Raw genomic sequence first — 15,909 nt, forward strand, 5'->3', positions numbered from 1 at the left:
GGCATCAGGGGCGGGCCGTCAATCCAAGGGACCCGTCACGCCGCGCGGGAAGCCGCCCTCCCTCTCCCCGCAAGCGGGGGCGAGGGGGCGACCTCGACGCCCACTGCGCCCCCTACAGCACCGGCGGCTCCAGGCCGCGGCGCAGGTGGGCAGCGGTGACCGTGTTGGCGAGCAGGCAGCCGATCGTCATCGGCCCGACGCCGCCCGGCACGGGCGTGACGGCGGAGGCGACGGCCGCGGCCTCGTCGAAGGCCACGTCGCCGACCAGCCGCGTCTTGCCCTCGCCGCGCTCCGGCGCCGGGATGCGGTTGATGCCGACGTCGATGACCACGGCGCCGGGCTTGATGAAGTCGCCGCGAATCATCTCCGGCCGGCCGACGGCGGCGACGAGGATGTCCGCGCGCCGGCACACGGCGGCGAGATCGCGCGTGCGCGAATGGGCGACGGTGACGGTGGCGTTGGCCGCCAGCAGCAATTGCGCGATCGGCTTGCCGACCAGGTTGGAGCGCCCCACCACGACGGCTTCGGCGCCGGCCAGGTCCGGCACCGCCGAGCGGATCAGCATCATCGAGCCGAGCGGCGTACACGGCACCAGGCCGGGACGGCCGTTGGCGAGACGGCCGGCATTGGTGTTGGTGAGGCCGTCCACGTCCTTGTCCGGATCGATCGCGGCGATCACCGGCTCGGCATCGAGGCCGGCCGGCAGCGGCAGCTGCACCAGGATGCCGTCCACCTCCGGATCGGCATTGAGCCGTGCGACCAGCGCGATGAGGTCCGCCTGCGGCACGTCGGCGGGCAGCACGTGCTTGAACGAGCGCATGCCGACTTCCACCGTCATCTTGGCCTTGCTGCCGACGTAGACCTCGCTCGCCGGATCGTTGCCGACGAGGACGACGGCAAGGCCCGGCACGATACCGCGACCGCCCATACCGGTCACCGCGGTCGCGATGCGCTGGCGCAGGCCCGCAGCAAAAGCTTTGCCGTCGATGATGGTGGCGGTCATGGTCTCTTACCTCCGACTGCGGCCGACAGGGCCGTCCGTAACGCGGGCGGATCGCCCGCGATGAGCAACGTCTTCAGGCGGGCGGTGTGCCCGGACGCGATCGTCACCTGCGACGGCGCCACCCCTGCGGCCTTGGCCACGACCTTGACCAGCGCCGCGTTGGCCGCGCCGTCCTCCGGCACGGCGCGCACCCGCGCCTTCACGACGGCGCGCCCGTCCGCCAGTTGCTCGATGCCGACAAGGTCGTCGCGGGCGCTTTTCGGGGTCAGCCGCACCAGCAGCCGCAGTCGCCCCTGCTCGAGGGCCCAAGGATCGCCGGTCAGCGGGACGGCCTCACCAGACTGCGGGATAGATGTAGCGGTTGATCACCTGCTGGATGAAGAAGATGATCAGCAGCAGGATCACCGGCGAGACGTCGACGCCGCCCAGGTTCGGCAGGATGTTGCGGATCGGCCTCAGCAGCGGCTCGGTGATCTGCACCAGGAAATTCCAGATGCCGCGGACGATGTCGTTGCGGATGTTGATGACGTCGAAAGCGATCAGCCAGCTCAGAATGGCCGACGCGATCAGCACGTAGACGTAGAGGTTGAGAACCAGCATCAGGACGTCGAGAAGGGCGCGCATCGGTCCGACCTGCTGCAAAGATGAAGGCTGCAAGGAATGCCGCCTCCTCTACCTGCGCCGGCCGCCTGCCACAAGGGCGTGCGACGCCGCATTGTCCGGGTCGCGGCGCTTCGGCCGAAGATTTGTCGGGCGGCGACGCAATCCTTGCGGTGACACAGGCCGTCTGCACACGCCGTGCGAGCAGAATCGTCTGCACGTCAGTCGGCTTGTCCCGGCTCGCCCCAGCCACAGGCCCCGAACCGCCCGGCCATATGGCCGGGGACCGGCGCCTCGGCGGCGATCGGCGGCTTGCCGGGATAGAGCGGCACGGCGACGGCACGGGCATGCAGGTGCAGGCCGGGCCCGCCGAAGCGGGGCGCTGTCCCGTACACGGCATCGCCGACGATCGGCCAGCCCATGGCTGCGCAGTGGACCCTGAGCTGGTGGGTGCGGCCGGTGAGCGGCATGAGCTCCAGCCAGGCGAGCCGCGGCCCGTCGCCCGTCGAGCGGCCGCGCAGGCGCCAGCGCGTCTGCGCCGGCTGCCCGGCCTCGTCGACCTTCATCCACCAGCCACGGCTGGCGTCGCGCCGCCCGAGCGGCAGATCGATCAGGCCCTCGTCGTCGTCCGGCCCGCCGTCGACGACGGCCCAGTAGGTCTTGTCGACGCGGCCCTCCTTGAACAGGTGGAACAAGCGCTCCAGCGCCTTGCGATGGCGCCCGAGCACGAGGCAGCCGGAGGTGTCGCGATCGAGCCGGTGGGCCAGCGCCGGAGGCCGCGGCAGGCCGAATTGCAAGGCATCGAAGGCCGCCTCGAGCGCCGGCCCGTTCTGCCAATCCGCCGCCTTGGGCCCGCGGTGCACGGGGATGCCCGCCGGCTTGTCGACGATGAGCATCAGTCCGTCGCGATACAGCAGCCGCTGCGGCAACGCGGTGCGCAATTCGTCCTCGGTCATGGCGTTTGCAGCTAGCCGGGCTTAGGTATCGGCGCAAGGGACCGTTTCGGTTGCCCCGGGGACGACATGAGCACGAGCGACAAGAAGGGCTTCTTCTCGCGCCTCTTCGGCGGCGAGGCCAAGCCGCGGCCGCAGGACGTGACGGATCGCGAGGCGGCAGCGGACGGCGCCGCTCAGACTGTGCCGGCAGCGTCGCCGGTCGGGGCCGTCGAGGCGGAGGTGCCTGCTCCGGCGCCGGCCGTCGTCGCGGAGACCAATGCGGTTGCGCAATCGGATGCCGTAATCGGACCGGATGCCGTGGCGGAGCCGTCCACCCCCATCGAGGCGCCCCCCGAGCCGCCGCCTGCTTCGGCCCCACCGACGCCCGCCCCGCAGCAGGCGCCGGCCCGCGCCAGCTGGTGGCAGCGGCTCAAGAGCGGACTGTCGCGCACCTCCTCGTCGCTCGGCACGGGGATCGGCGACCTGTTCACCAAGCGCAAGCTGGATGCAGCCGCGCTCGAGGATCTGGAGGACATCCTGATCCAGGCCGACCTCGGCCTCGACACCGCCGCCCGCATCGTCAAGGCCGTCGGCACCGGCCGCTACGACAAGGAGATCGCTCCGGACGAGGTGAAGGCGGTACTGGCGCGCGAGGTGGAAGCCACGCTGACGCCGGTCGCCGTGCCGCTCGCCGTCGACCCGGCCAAGAAGCCGTTCGTCGTGCTCATGGTCGGCGTCAACGGCTCCGGCAAGACCACCACGATCGGCAAGCTCGCCCAGAAATTCCGGCAGGAGGGCCGCTCGGTCATGCTGGCGGCGGGCGACACCTTCCGGGCCGCCGCGATCGAGCAGCTCAAGGTCTGGGGCGAGCGCACCGGCTCCGCCGTCGTCGCCCGTGCGCAAGGGTCCGACGCCGCGGGGCTCGCCTTCGACGCGCTGAAGGCGGCGCAGGAGGCCGCAACCGACGTCCTGCTCGTCGACACCGCCGGCCGCCTGCAGAACAAGGCGGGCCTGATGGCCGAGCTCGATAAGATCGTGCGCGTGCTGAAGAAGCTCGACGATACCGCCCCGCATGCGGTGCTGCTGGTGCTCGACGCCACCACCGGCCAGAACGCCATGAACCAGGTGGAGATCTTTGGTCAGACGGCGGGCGTCACCGGCCTCGTCATGACCAAGCTCGACGGCACCGCCCGCGGCGGCATCCTCGTCGCCATCGCCGCCAAGAGCGGCCTGCCCGTCCACTTCATCGGCGTCGGCGAAGGCGTCGACGACCTGGAGCCCTTCAAGGCGGCCGACTTCGCCCGCGCCATCGCCGGGCTGGAGTAAGGATAAGTTCCTGTTCTGAAAGCATAGCGCAGGCTGGGCCGCCCCCCCACCCCTACCCCTCCCCGCCACTTCGTGGGGGGAGGGAGGAGCCTCACTTTTTGGGCTTGGGGAAGTTTGGGCGGGGCGGCCAACCGAACGGCCTCCCCCTTGTGGGGAGGCTGTCCCGTGCGAAGCGGAAGGGACTGGCGGGGGTGTTGCCTCGACGCCGCCAGAACAGCCGCGACGCTTACCCCTTCTGCTTGTTCTGGCGGTTGTCGATGAGGTCGTGGACGACGCCCGGGTCGGCCAGGGTCGAGGTGTCGCCGAGGTTGCCGAACTCGTCCTCGGCGATCTTGCGCAGGATGCGGCGCATGATCTTGCCGGAGCGCGTCTTGGGCAGGCTCGGCGCGAACTGGATCAGGTCCGGCTGGGCGATGGGGCCGATCTCGCGGCGCACCCAGGCGGCGAGCTCTTTGTGCAGCTCCTCCGACGGCTGCTCGCCGGCCATCAGCGTGACGTAGGCATAGATGCCCTGGCCCTTGATGTCGTGGGGGTAGCCGACGACCGCCGCCTCCGAGACCTTGGGATGGGCGACCAGGGCCGATTCGACCTCGGCGGTGCCCATGCGGTGGCCGGAGACGTTGATGACGTCGTCGACACGGCCGGTGATCCAGTAGTAGCCGTCCGCGTCCCGGCGGCAGCCGTCGCCGGTGAAGTACTTGTTGGGATAGGCGGAAAAGTAGGTGTCCATGAAGCGCTGGTGGTCGCCGTAGACCGTGCGCATCTGGCCCGGCCAGCTGTCGGCGATCACCAGGTTGCCCTCGGCGGCGCCGGTGAGCACGTTGCCCTCCGCATCGACCACCTCGGGCTTGACGCCGAAGAACGGCAGCGTCGCCGAGCCGGGCTTGAGCGCGATGGCGCCAGGCAGCGGCGTGATCAGGATGCCGCCGGTCTCCGTCTGCCACCAGGTGTCGACGATCGGGCAGCGGCCGTCGCCGACCACCCGGTGGTACCATTCCCAGGCCTCCGGATTGATCGGCTCGCCGACCGAGCCCAGCAGCCGCAGCGAGGCGCGCGACGTCGCCTTCACCGGCCCCTCGCCCGCCTGCATCAGCGCCCGGATCGCCGTGGGCGCGGTGTAGAAGGTGTTGACCTTGTGCTTGTCGATCACCTCCCAGAAGCGGGAGTTGGTGGGGTAGTTGGGCACGCCCTCGAACATCAGCGTGGTGGCGCCGTTGGCGAGCGGCCCGTAGAGGATGTAGCTGTGGCCGGTGACCCAGCCGACGTCGGCGGTGCACCAGTAGACGTCGCCTTCGTGGTAGTCGAAGACGTACTGGTGCGTCATCGCCGTGTAGACGAGGTAGCCGCCGGTGGTGTGCAGCACGCCCTTGGGCTTGCCGGTGGAACCTGACGTGTAGAGGATGAACAGCGGGTCCTCCGCGTCCATCTCCTCGCACGGGCACTCGGCCGTCACCATCTCGCGGGCGTCGTGGTAGTAGACGTCGCGCACCGGATCCATGGCGACGTCGGCGCCGGTACGGCGCACCACGACGACGTGCTCGACCCCGCCGCCGCCCAGCCGCTCGATCGCCGCGTCCACGTTGGCCTTGAGCGGCACCTTGCGGCCGCCGCGCAGGCCCTCGTCGGCGGTGATGATCATGCGGGAGCCGCAGTCCTCGATGCGGCCGGCCAGCGAATCGGGCGAGAAGCCGCCGAACACCACCGAATGGATGGCGCCGAGCCGCGCGCACGCCAGCATGGCGTAGGCGGCCTCCGGAATCATCGGCATGTAGATGGTGACGCGGTCGCCCTTGGCGACGCCGCGGTTGCGCAGCACGTTGGCGAGCCGGCAAACCTCGTCGTGCAGCTCACGGTAGGTGATGTGCCTGGATTCGGACGGGTCGTCGCCCTCCCAGATGATGGCGACCTGGTCGCCGCGCGTGTGCAGGTGGCGGTCGATGCAGTTGTAGGCGACGTTGGTGGTGCCGTCCTCGTACCAGCGGATCGACACCGCGCCGGGGGCGAACGAGGTGTTCTTCACCTTGGCGTAGGGGGTGAACCAGTGGATGCGCCGGCCGTGCTCGGCCCAGAAGGCGGCCGGGTCGGCCACGGACGCCTGGTAGAGCCGTTCGTAGCCCGCGGCGTCGACGTAGGCCCGCGAGGCCCAGTCGCTCGGCACCTCGTAGACTTTCCCATCCATGTCCTGGTCCTCCCGCGCACGCACCGCGCCGGCAACCGGCCTGCGGTCGGCGATGTCGCCGGCAACTTATCGAGCCGGAGCCGGCGGAGGCAAGGCGGGGGCGCCTAAACTTTGGCAGCGCGACTTAAGTCGGCGGCGCCGCGCCGCAGTCAGGGGGAGATCGGGAAAGCGGCGAGCACGATCGGCAGCGCCCAGCGCCGCGCCCCGAGCACCGGCCGCAGCAGCGCGATCTCGCCGTCCCTGGTTTGCGTCTCCCAGGTGCCGCAGAGGTCACGCCGGTAGGCGGATGTACTGACGGCCTGGCAGGCGAGCGGCCCGCCGTCGAGGTTGAGGGCAATGTCCAGATCGAGCGGCGCTTCACGCAGAAACCGGGCGAGGCGGTCGAGCGAGAAGAAGGCCTCCTTCGTCGTGCCAAGGATCACACGGCCGGTGCTGTCCTGGCCGATGAAGCTGCGATTGGCGAGCCAGCGCGGATCGGACTTGACGCGGATCGTGCCGTCCGGTGCCAGCAGCAGCGGATAGGAGACCATGGCCTCGCTCGCCTGATCGCGCAGCGGCCGCCAGTCGATCCCTTTCAGGTCGTGGATGGCCAGCGCCTGCCCGCTCACCATCATGATGCCGTGCTGTGCCTGGTACGGGTCCGGCCCCGCCGGGGCGTTGCCGCTCTTGATCGGTGTCGCCGGCCGGCCGCGCTGGTCGAAATAGCTTCCGTTGATCACGACCACGGGACGCTCCCGCGCCATCCAGCCGTCGAGGTCGAGATCCCCCGCCGGCCGGGTCAGGACCTGGAAGCGAAAGCGTCCGGGATCGAGGCGCGTCAACAGGATGCGGTCGACTTCGGCACCGGCGGCGAGCACCGGAAGCTCGGCAACCTCCAGCCCCGGCGCGGGCTCACGCCACTCCATCGTCCCTGCCGTCGCCCGCGGCGGGGGCTGCTGTAGCGCAGTCCGCATCGACGGCGACAGGCGCGGGTCCGCCGGCGTCACCGTGACGAAATAGGTGCCGGCCCGGCGCCACAGCACGTTGAGGCCGTAGAGCTCATATTGCCAGTAGAACGCGCCGAGCCCTCCGAGGGCGACAACGAGGAGCCCGGCGGCGAGGAGGCCGAGCTTCACCCCTTGAGCCCGCCCATCTCGCGGACCACCGCCCATTCCGCGTCGCTCACCGGCTGCACCGAGAGGCGCGAATTGTTCGCCAGCACCATGTCCTTGAGCCGCGGCTCGGCCTTGACCGCCACCAGCGTCACCGGCTTGGGCAGCGCTTCGACCGCCTTGATGTCGACCATGCCGAAGACGCCGGAGGCATCGCTCGGGTCGGGATAATAGGGCTTGATCACCTCGACGACGCCGACGACCTCCTTGCCCTCGCCGGAATGATAGAAGAAGCCGCGATCGCCCACCTGCATCGCCTTCATGTTGGCCTTGGCCTGGTGGTTGCGCACGCCGTTCCAGAACGTGCCCTTGTCACCCTCCGCCACCTGCTGCTCCCACGACCAGGTGGACGGCTCCGATTTGAACAGCCAGTGCGCCATGTCATCCGCTCCTCTGGGCTCGATTGCGGCGAGAGATACGACACGCGTGGAGCGTAGTGAAAGCAGCTTCTGACGAAGCGTCGCCGGTTGAAGGCTTGGCGTTGTTCGACCCGCCGCGCACCCTCACACCTCCGCCTTGAGCGGGCGCATCATCAGCATGTCGACCGCCTCGTCGACGGTGAGGGCGCCGTCGAGGATCGCCGCCACCGCCTGGGCGATCGGCATGTCGACGCCGGCGCGCGCCGCCTTGTCGACCAGCACCGGGGCGGTGAAGGCCCCTTCCACCAGCTTGCCGCCGCCGGCCTCCGCCAGCGTCGCGCCGCCGCCGAGCGCCGCGCCGAAGGCGAAGTTGCGCGACTGCGTCGAGCCGCAGGTGAGCACCAGGTCGCCCAGGCCCGACAGGCCCATCAGCGTCTCCGCCCGGGCGCCGTGGGCGCGGGCGAAGCGCGTCAGCTCGGCGAAGCCGCGCGCCACCAGAGCGGCGCGGGCGCTCTCGCCCAGGCCGCGACCGGCGACGATGCCGCAGGCAATGGCGAGCACGTTCTTGGCCGCCCCGCCGATCTCGACGCCGCGCACGTCGGTGCCGTGGTAGACGCGCAAGGTGGGGCCGGACAGCAGCGCCGCGATCCCCCTGGCGAGGCCCGCCTCGGCCGCCGCCAGCACCACCGCCGTCGGCAGGCCGCGGGCGACGTCGGCGGCAAAGCTCGGGCCCGAGAGCACCGCCGGCACCGCCTGGGGCTGCACCTCCGCCACCACGTCGCTGAGGAAATCGCCGCTGCCGCGCTCGATGCCCTTGGCGCATACAACGATCGGCAAGCCGGGGGCCGCGAGCGCCGGGCCCAGGGCCGTGAGCGCGCCGCGGACCGCCTGCGCCGGCACGACCAGCAGGACGACGGCGGCCGACGCCAGCTGCTGCGGGTCGGCCGTCGGCTCGATCTCGGGCGCCAGGGCCACGCCGGGCAGGACACGCTCGTTGGTGCGCGTCGCGGCGAGCGCCGCCATGGCGGCGGCATCGCGCCCCCACAGCAGCACGCGGCCGGCACCGGCCCGCGCCGCCGCATTGGCGAGCGCCGTGCCCCAGGCGCCCGCGCCGACCACGGCGATCGGTCCGCCGGTGGTCATGCCTTGGCGCCGGCCACCGTGTCCCGGCTCTGGTCGAGGGGCCAGCGCGGCCGGGCGGCGACGGTGAGGTCGTCGACGAGGCCGAGGCGCAGCCGCTCCAGGCCCGCCCAGGCAATGATGGCGCCGTTGTCGGTACAGAGCGGCAGCGGCGGCGCGACCAGGCGCAGGCCCGATTCGGCGGCGAGCCGGGTGAGCCCGCGGCGGATCGCCTGGTTGGCGGCGACCCCGCCGGCCACCACCAGCGCGGTCGGGTAGCCCGCCTTGTCGTGGAAGCCGCGCAGCGCCACCCGCGTGCGGTCGACCACCACGTCGACGACGGCGGCCTGGAACGAGGCGCAGAGGTCGGCCACGTCGCGCGGCCTGAGCGGCACGATGCGCTCCGCCTCCAGCCGCACCGCCGTCTTGAGGCCGGAGAGCGAGAAATCGGCGACCGGCCGCCCGAGCATCGGCCGCGGCAGCGCGAAGCGCTCGGCATCGCCGTTCGCCGCCTCGGCCTCGACCTTGGGGCCGCCGGGATAGCCGAGGCCGAGCATCTTGGCGACCTTGTCGAAGGCCTCGCCGATGGCGTCGTCGACGGTGGTGCCGAGGCGCACGTAGTCGCCGACTCCGCGCACGGCGATGAGCTGGGTGTGGCCGCCGGAGGCGAGCAGCAGCAGGTAGGGGAAGTTGACCTGCTCGATCAGCCGCGGCGTCAGCGCGTGCCCCTCCAGGTGGTTGACGGCGATCAGCGCCTTGCCGGCCACCAGCGCCAGGGCCTTGGCGGTGGTGAGGCCGATCATTACGCCGCCGATGAGGCCGGGCCCGGCCGCCGCGGCGATGCCGTCCATGTCGGCGAGCTTGAGGCCGGCCTGCTCCAGCGCCCGCGCCACGAGACGGTCGACGACCTCCACGTGGGCGCGCGCGGCGATCTCCGGCACGACGCCGCCATAGGCGGCGTGCGCGGCGATCTGGCTGAGGACCTCGTTGGAGCGAATGACGGGCCGCCCGGTCTCGTCGGTCTCCACCACCGCCGCCGCCGTCTCGTCGCAGGTCGTCTCGATGCCGAGAACGCGCATTATATGTCCAAAGGCCGTTGCATCATGGCGCAGGGTGAGCATACCGCGCGCGCCGAAGCAACGGTCGAGCGGGCCGGCGCCCCCAGGAGCGCCGTTCGCCGATCCGGTCGACTCGCCCGATCGGAGAACAGCGCTCCGGATTCAAGTAAGGTTGAGCCTGTCCCGATCCGACGCCTCCATCCGATCGGGACGGGCTCCTGCGGTTTGCATCCGGCGCCGAACCGATTAGAGGCCTGTCATGTCTTTCGGATCACGCCCATGACCATGTCCCGCCTCGTCGTCGGTACGCGCGGCAGCCCGCTCGCCCTCGCCCAGGCCGATCTGCTGCGCCGCACGCTCGCCGCCGCCCACGCGGTCGAGGCCGCGGCGGTGCGCCTGGAGATCATCAAGACCACCGGCGACATGATTCAGGACCGGTCCCTGGCCAAGGCGGGCGGCAAGGGGTTGTTCACCAAGGAGCTCGATGCGGCGCTCATCGCCGGCCGCATCGATCTCGCCGTGCATTCGGCCAAGGACCTGCCGACCCGCCTGCCGGACGAGCTCGTCATCGCCGGCTACCTCGAGCGCGAGGACGTGCGCGACGTCCTGATCAGCCGCGGCGTCGCGAGCCTTGCCGACCTGCCGCCGGGCGCGCTGGTCGGCACCGCCTCGTTGCGCCGGTCGGCGCAGGTGAAGCGGCTGCGCCCCGATCTCGAGATCGGCCTGCTGCGGGGCAACGTCGAGACCCGCCTCGCCCGCGTCAAGGACGGCAAGTTCGACGCCACCCTGCTCGCCCTTGCCGGGCTGAAGCGGCTCGGCCTCGCCGATCTGGCGAGCGCCATCCTCGACACCGACATCATGCTGCCGGCGGTCGGCCAGGGCGCCATCGCCATCACCGCGCGGGCCGGCGACGCCGCCGTCGCCGCCGCCGTCGCCGCCGTCGCGCACGCGCCCACCGGGACGGCGCTCGCCGCCGAGCGCGCCTTCCTCGACGGCCTCGACGGCTCGTGCCGGACGCCGATCGCCGGCCTGGCGACGGTCGACGCCGTCTCGGGCCGGCTCCGCTTCCGCGGCCTGCTGGTGGCGGCGGACGGCAGCGCCGGGCTCGAGGTGGCGCGCGACGGCGTGGTTGCCGACGCCGTCCGGCTTGGCGAAGATGCGGCGCGTGAGATCAGAAGCCGCGCCGGCGAGTTGTCCAGATGGATGGTGCCGGACTGACACCAAGCCCGCGCAGCGTCTGAGCGTCGTCACTCGTCAAGCCGGCGCGGCATCCGAGCCCAGGCACGCGGTGCCGGACGCGGATTGATACTGGTGAGCATGAGAGTGGGAGCGGTCCCGATGCGTGTTCTCGTCACTCGTCCGCAGCCGTTTGCCGACCGCACCGGGCGCCTGCTGGCCGCCCGGGGGCATCAGCCCATCGTCGCGCCGCTGCTGAGCATCGTGCCGAGCGGCGAGCCGATGCCGCGGGGGGAATGGGATGCCATCGTGCTGACCAGCGCCAGCGCGCTCATCGCCTTCCCCGAGCCGCCGACGCGGGTGCCCGTGTTCGCCGTCGGCGACCGCACGGCCGAGGCGGCCGAGGAGGCCGGCTTCCAGGACGTGCGCTCCGCCGCCGGCGACCGGGAGGCGCTGGCCCTGCTCGCCCGCGAGACGCTGCCGCCGCACCAGCGCCTGCTGGTGGCGGCCGGGCGCGACCGCAAGAACGACCTCGACAGGCTGCTGCACGAGGCCGGCCACGAGGCCCACGTCTGGACGGCCTACGTGGCCGAGGCCGAGACGCATCTGCCGGAGGCGGCGCGTCAGGCGATCGCGGAGCGGACCGCCGACCATGTGCTGCACTATTCCCGGCGCAGCGCCGCCATCTGCGTGGCGCTGGCGCGCGAGGAGGGCCTGGATCAGGTGCTGTCCAGCCTAGGCCACGTCTGCATTTCGGAGGATGCGGCGGAACCGGTGCGGGCCTGCGGCGCCGGCTCCATCCTGGTGGCGGACCTCCCCAACGAGGAGGCCATGCTCGCCTTGCTCCGCCGCTCGTGAGCATCGGACCCAAAAGGGGGCGCCGGTTTTGGGACAATCCGATGCCGAGGCAAAGCGCTGGAGCGGCGAGCGCTCCGATTCCATCGGAGCCTCCGCCGCTCTGGAGCATCGGACCCAAAAGTGGATGCCGGTTTTGGGACAATCCGATGCTGAGACAAAGCGCTGGAGCGGCGGACGCTCCGATTCCATCGGAGCCTCCGCCGCTCTAGTGTCGTGATCTGCGGCTAGACGGGAGGATCGTCGGGGCGAAGCGTGAAACCGGACGCCGGCCGGCCCAGCGCGAACCAAACGCCCTCTTCACGATTGACGGGCTACACCGCCCGGGAGCATTCCCCGATCGGGCGCCCTACCCGATCGGGGAATGCTCAGGTCACGGGTCCCACGAAAGTGGGGCCTCCATGTGCGATGGGACTGTGCTCAGGATGGCGCGCTCCGGAGCGCATTCCGATCGTTCCGATGCGTCGATTGGCGCGCGCAAGCGCTCAGCGAGGACTGGTGAATGGCCGACACGACCAAAGGCGGCGGGCCGACGCCGCGCCCCGGGAACCCCTATCGCGAGCCGCCGACGATCGACCTGACGCCGACCGAAATCGTCGAGGAAAGCGCGCCGGTCGCCACCCACGGCGCCCCTGACACGGCCAAGGCCGCCCCGGCGGACACCAAGCCCGTCCCTGCCCAAGGCAAGCCAGGCGAAGCCAAGCCGACCGACGCCAAAGCGGCGGACGCCAAGCCAGCCGACACCAAGCCAGCCGACACCAAGCAGCCGGCCACCCCGCCGAAGAGCGCCGAGGCCAAGGCGGGCGGCGCCGGCGCCGACGCGAAGGCGGCGGCATCCGCTGCCGACAGCAAACCGACGGATGCCAAGGCCGCGGATGCCAAGGTTGCGGACACCAAAGCTGCGGCCAAGCCGGAGCCGCCGAAAGCGACCGCTACGGCGGCCGGCGCCACGGTCGGCGCCCCGCCGCGCAGCACCGAAGCGCCTGCGCCGGAACGCCGGCCGAGCCATCTCGGTGTCATCGGCCTGGCGCTCGCCGCCATCGCCGGCGGACTGGCCGGGGTCGCCGGCGCGCTGGCGGTGGTCTTCGCCCTGTCGTCGCCCCAGGACGTTGCGGCGCGCCTGGCGGCGCTCGACGACAAGGTGAACCAGCGGCTCGCGGCGACGGCGGCCAAGAGCGACGTCGATCAGCTGCGCCAGCAGGTCACCGGCCTCGGCGGCACCCTCGCCGACCTCAACGGCACGGTCTCGGGCCTGGGCAAGGACGTCAAGGCCGCACAGGAGCGCGTGCAGGCGCTCGGCCAGGCCCCCGCGGCAGACGGCGGCGCGGCCGCGTCCACCGCCGAGCCGGGCGCGGCTCCCGCACCAGCCGCCGATCCCCAGGTGATCGCCGAATTGCGCGAGCGTCTCGACGCGCTCGACAAGCGCCTGGCGGCGGCGGCCCCCGGTCCCGCGCCGGCGCCGGCGATCGACCCCGCGGCGCTCGCGGATCTGCGTGGGCGTCTCGATGCGCTCGACCAGCGCACGGCGACGGTCCCGAGCCTGGGCGCAGAGGTGCAGCAATTGCAGTCGACCGTCACGACGCTCAACGCCGGCGCCGGCAAGACCGCGAGCGAAGCGATGGCCCAGGTCGATGCGCTGGGCCGGCGCATCGCCTCGGTCGAGAGCCGGCCCGCCGATCCGCGCCTGCCGGCGCTGGCGCGCGCCACAGTGGCCCGCGACCTGATCGGCGCCATCGAGCGGGGGCGGCCGTATGCCGCGGAGCTTGCCGCGCTGGGCCCGGCAGGCCCTGCCGACCCGGCGGTCAACATGGCCGCCCTGCAGGCCGCGGCGGCGACGGGGGTCGCCACCACGGCGGAGCTCAAGCGCAGCTTCGACACGCTCGCCGACAAGCTCGCCGCCGCAGCGGCGAGGGGCGACGGCCTCATGGAACGGCTCGCCACCAGCGCCTCGCGCATCATCCGCATCCAGCCGGTGGACAGCCAGGGCAACCCGGCCGAGGCTCCCGCCGGCTCGGTGGCGCGGGTCGAAGCGGCGCTGACGCGCGGTGATACGGCGGCGGCGCTGGCGGCCTGGCAGGCACTGCCCGAGGCGGCTCGCCAGCTTTCGGCCGCCTTCGGCGAGCGCCTCGCCGCCCGCGTCGGCGCCGAGCAGGCGGCGCGCGCCCTGCTCGCCTCGTCGATCGCCGCGCTCGCCGGCACGCCTGGCGGCAAGCCCGGTGCCACGACGGAGGGCCGCTCCCAATGATCCGCGTCCTCCTCTTCCTCGTCGCGCTCGCGGTTCTCGCCACCGGCGCCGCCTGGCTCGCCGACCGGCCGGGCGACGTCGCCGTCGTCTGGCAGGGCTATCGCATCGAGACGTCGGTCGCCGTCGCCTTCGTCGCCGTCCTGCTGATCGCCGTGGTGCTGATGCTGCTGTGGACGCTGGCGCGGTTCGTCTTCCGGGTGCCGGACATCATGACGCTGGCCTCGCGCAGCCGTCGCCGCAGCAAGGGCTTCGCCGCCCTGTCGCGTGGCATGGTCGCCGTCGGCGCCGGCGATCCCGCCTCGGCCAAGCGCTATGCCGCCGACGCCGAGCGGCTGCTCGGCCACGAGCCGCTGACCCTGCTGCTCAAGGCCCAGGCGGCGCAGATCGGCGGCGACCGGGCCGGCGCCGAGGCCGCCTTCAACACCATGCTCGGCTCGCCCGAGACGCGGGTGCTGGGCCTGCGCGGCCTCTACGTGGAGGCCAAGCGCAAGGGCGACGATACTGCCGCCCGCGCCCACGCGGCCAAGGCTGCCCAGCTCGCCCCCAGTGTCGGCTGGGCCAACGAGGCGGTGCTCGAATACCTCAGCGCCGAGCGCAACTGGCAGGGCGCGCTGAGCACCCTGGAGCGCCGCGCCTCGCTCAGGCTGGTGGACAAGGAGGAAGCGCGCCGCCAGCGCGCCGTGCTGCTCGCCGCCGACGCCCTCGATCGTGCCGACAAGGACCCGGAGGGGGCGCTCGAAGCGGCCCAGCAGGCGGTGAAGCTCGCCCCCGATCTGGTGCCGGCGGCAGCGCTGGCCGGCCGCCTGCTGTCGCGCCAAGGCGCGCTGCGCAAGGCCGCCAAGCTGCTGGAAGCGGGCTGGAAGTCGACGCCGCACCCGGACCTCGCCGCCGCCTACATCGATCTGCGCGCCGGCGATTCAGCCCTCGACCGGCTGGAGCGGGCGCAGACCCTGCTGCGGCTCACCCCCGGCCACGCGGAGGGGCGCATCGCCTTCGCCCGCACGGCGCTCGACGCACGCGAGTTCGGCAAGGCCCGGCAGGTGCTGAGCCCGCTGCTCTACGACCGGCCGACCGTGCGCGTCTGCCTGCTGATGGCCGAGCTCGAGGAGGCCGAGCATGCCGCCGACGGCGCCGTGCGTGAATGGCTGGCGCGCGCCTCGCGGGCGCCGCGGGATCCGGCCTGGATCGCCGACGGCGTCATCTCCGACCATTGGTCGCCGGTGTCGCCGGTGACCGGCCGGCTCGACGCCTACGTCTGGACCACGCCGACCGAGCTGATCGCCCATACGGTCGACGCCGATCACCCGGACCACGTGCTGGCAGACGGCCACGAGGAGACGGCGCGGACCTACCGGCCGCTGCCGATGCCGGCCGCGGAGCCCGAGCCGCCCGCGCCGGCGCGGCCGATCGACGCCGCACCGGCCGCCGTGGCCCCGCCCTCCGGCGCCCCCACGGCGCTGCCGGCGGACCGGGCCGGGGCCGCCGCGACCGCGGCGGCACCGGCGCCTGGAGCCGCCGCGCCCGTCGGCAACGGGCCGGACCGGCCGCCGAGCGATGCGCCCGCCGGCGAGCCGACGCCGACGGTCAAATCCGCCGCCCCGCCCGAGGCGGAGCCGGCCGCGGGGTCGGCCAGCCCCGGGGGCGCCCCGGCCCGGCCGACGCGAGAAGGCTTGGCGGCCGTTGCCGCCGCGCCGCGGCCCGGCGCCATCACTCCGGTAATCTTCCCGGTGCCGCATCCGCCCGACGACCCGGGCCCCGAGGCGGACGAGCCGGCGCGGACCCGTCTGCACAGCTAGAGCACTCCGCCGTTGGACGACCATCATCCAATTGCCCACGCCTGGAGCGCTTCTCCCTGATCGGGTGGTTCCACCCGATCAGGACGCGCTTCGGCAGGACGCATCGG

General features: G+C 72.4%; 14 protein-coding genes. 5 read left to right on the top strand and 9 right to left on the bottom strand.

Features of this window, described 5'->3' with window-relative positions; translation table 11 throughout:
* Positions 1-112: 112 nt before the first annotated feature.
* The 4 genes from folD to ACZ5PO_RS06545 all read right to left on the bottom strand — a co-directional run bounded on the left by folD (position 113) and on the right by ACZ5PO_RS06545 (position 2,559).
* A complete protein-coding gene (gene folD, locus ACZ5PO_RS06530) occupies positions 113-1,003 on the bottom strand; it encodes a bifunctional methylenetetrahydrofolate dehydrogenase/methenyltetrahydrofolate cyclohydrolase FolD (protein WP_464191481.1) in 891 nt (296 codons plus the stop codon).
* Positions 1,000-1,326, bottom strand: a complete 327-nt coding sequence (locus tag ACZ5PO_RS06535; protein ID WP_464196712.1) for a DUF167 family protein — start codon at positions 1,324-1,326, stop codon at positions 1,000-1,002. Before ACZ5PO_RS06535 ends, folD begins: the two co-directional genes overlap by 4 nt.
* A 10-nt stretch (positions 1,327-1,336) precedes the next feature.
* Positions 1,337-1,627, bottom strand: a complete 291-nt coding sequence (locus ACZ5PO_RS06540; RefSeq protein WP_464196714.1) for a YggT family protein — start codon at positions 1,625-1,627, stop codon at positions 1,337-1,339.
* Positions 1,628-1,824: 197 nt separating this feature from the next.
* Entirely contained in the window at positions 1,825-2,559 is a 735-nt protein-coding gene (locus ACZ5PO_RS06545) for an RluA family pseudouridine synthase (RefSeq protein ID WP_464191483.1), read from the bottom strand.
* Between the two features lie 66 nt (positions 2,560-2,625).
* On the opposite strand from ACZ5PO_RS06545, the gene ftsY reads away from it, so the two are divergent.
* Complete coding sequence (gene ftsY / locus ACZ5PO_RS06550) at positions 2,626-3,864, top strand: signal recognition particle-docking protein FtsY (protein WP_464191485.1); 1,239 nt, start codon at positions 2,626-2,628, stop codon at positions 3,862-3,864.
* A gap of 226 nt (positions 3,865-4,090) precedes the next feature.
* On the opposite strand, the gene acs is transcribed toward ftsY, so the two are convergent.
* The 5 genes from acs to tsaD all read right to left on the bottom strand — a co-directional run bounded on the left by acs (position 4,091) and on the right by tsaD (position 9,751).
* Positions 4,091-6,043, bottom strand: a complete 1,953-nt coding sequence (acs, locus tag ACZ5PO_RS06555) for an acetate--CoA ligase (RefSeq protein WP_464191486.1) — start codon at positions 6,041-6,043, stop codon at positions 4,091-4,093.
* Between the two features lie 149 nt (positions 6,044-6,192).
* A complete protein-coding gene (locus ACZ5PO_RS06560; RefSeq protein ID WP_464191489.1) occupies positions 6,193-7,158 on the bottom strand; it encodes a phosphodiester glycosidase family protein in 966 nt (321 codons plus the stop codon).
* Complete coding sequence (locus ACZ5PO_RS06565) at positions 7,155-7,574, bottom strand: EVE domain-containing protein (RefSeq protein WP_464191491.1); 420 nt, start codon at positions 7,572-7,574, stop codon at positions 7,155-7,157. Before ACZ5PO_RS06565 ends, ACZ5PO_RS06560 begins: the two co-directional genes overlap by 4 nt.
* Positions 7,575-7,697: 123 nt before the next feature.
* The gene (locus ACZ5PO_RS06570) at positions 7,698-8,696 is read right to left on the bottom strand and encodes an NAD(P)H-dependent glycerol-3-phosphate dehydrogenase (RefSeq protein WP_464191493.1); all 999 of its coding nucleotides are present in this window, start codon (positions 8,694-8,696) and stop codon (positions 7,698-7,700) included.
* Entirely contained in the window at positions 8,693-9,751 is a 1,059-nt protein-coding gene (tsaD, locus tag ACZ5PO_RS06575) for a tRNA (adenosine(37)-N6)-threonylcarbamoyltransferase complex transferase subunit TsaD (RefSeq protein ID WP_464191495.1), read from the bottom strand. The genes ACZ5PO_RS06570 and tsaD overlap by 4 nt, the downstream gene beginning before the upstream one ends.
* 258 nt (positions 9,752-10,009) lie before the next feature.
* Between tsaD and hemC the strand changes: the two genes are divergently transcribed.
* The 4 genes from hemC (at position 10,010) to ACZ5PO_RS06595 (ending at position 15,802) form a co-directional block, all read left to right on the top strand.
* Positions 10,010-10,948 carry a hydroxymethylbilane synthase gene (hemC, locus tag ACZ5PO_RS06580; RefSeq protein WP_464191497.1) on the top strand — a complete coding sequence of 313 codons (939 nt, stop codon included), beginning with the start codon at positions 10,010-10,012 and terminating at the stop codon, positions 10,946-10,948.
* Positions 10,949-11,068: 120 nt separating this feature from the next.
* A complete protein-coding gene (locus ACZ5PO_RS06585; RefSeq protein ID WP_464191499.1) occupies positions 11,069-11,764 on the top strand; it encodes a uroporphyrinogen-III synthase in 696 nt (231 codons plus the stop codon).
* A 499-nt stretch (positions 11,765-12,263) separates the two neighbouring features.
* A complete protein-coding gene (locus ACZ5PO_RS06590; protein WP_464191502.1) occupies positions 12,264-14,006 on the top strand; it encodes a COG4223 family protein in 1,743 nt (580 codons plus the stop codon).
* Positions 14,003-15,802, top strand: coding sequence for a heme biosynthesis HemY N-terminal domain-containing protein (locus ACZ5PO_RS06595; RefSeq protein ID WP_464191504.1), 1,800 nt, complete (start codon positions 14,003-14,005; stop codon positions 15,800-15,802). The genes ACZ5PO_RS06590 and ACZ5PO_RS06595 overlap by 4 nt, the downstream gene beginning before the upstream one ends.
* Positions 15,803-15,909: the final 107 nt, after the last annotated feature.

This window comes from Chelatococcus sp. KU-N122 (assembly GCF_055391085.1).

Bases quoted from the DNA above. Each gene is read 5' to 3' on its own strand.
- folD (WP_464191481.1), bottom strand. From the start codon at position 1,003: ATGACCGCCACCATCATCGACGGCAAAGCTTTTGCTGCGGGCCTGCGC.
- ACZ5PO_RS06540 (WP_464196714.1), bottom strand. From the start codon at position 1,627: ATGCGCGCCCTTCTCGACGTCCTGATGCTGGTTCTCAACCTCTACGTC.
- ACZ5PO_RS06545 (WP_464191483.1), bottom strand. From the start codon at position 2,559: ATGACCGAGGACGAATTGCGCACCGCGTTGCCGCAGCGGCTGCTGTAT.
- ftsY (WP_464191485.1), top strand. From the start codon at position 2,626: ATGAGCACGAGCGACAAGAAGGGCTTCTTCTCGCGCCTCTTCGGCGGC.
- acs (WP_464191486.1), bottom strand. From the start codon at position 6,043: ATGGATGGGAAAGTCTACGAGGTGCCGAGCGACTGGGCCTCGCGGGCC.
- ACZ5PO_RS06565 (WP_464191491.1), bottom strand. From the start codon at position 7,574: ATGGCGCACTGGCTGTTCAAATCGGAGCCGTCCACCTGGTCGTGGGAG.
- ACZ5PO_RS06570 (WP_464191493.1), bottom strand. From the start codon at position 8,696: ATGACCACCGGCGGACCGATCGCCGTGGTCGGCGCGGGCGCCTGGGGC.
- tsaD (WP_464191495.1), bottom strand. From the start codon at position 9,751: ATGCGCGTTCTCGGCATCGAGACGACCTGCGACGAGACGGCGGCGGCG.
- hemC (WP_464191497.1), top strand. From the start codon at position 10,010: ATGACCATGTCCCGCCTCGTCGTCGGTACGCGCGGCAGCCCGCTCGCC.
- ACZ5PO_RS06585 (WP_464191499.1), top strand. From the start codon at position 11,069: ATGCGTGTTCTCGTCACTCGTCCGCAGCCGTTTGCCGACCGCACCGGG.
- ACZ5PO_RS06590 (WP_464191502.1), top strand. From the start codon at position 12,264: ATGGCCGACACGACCAAAGGCGGCGGGCCGACGCCGCGCCCCGGGAAC.
- ACZ5PO_RS06595 (WP_464191504.1), top strand. From the start codon at position 14,003: ATGATCCGCGTCCTCCTCTTCCTCGTCGCGCTCGCGGTTCTCGCCACC.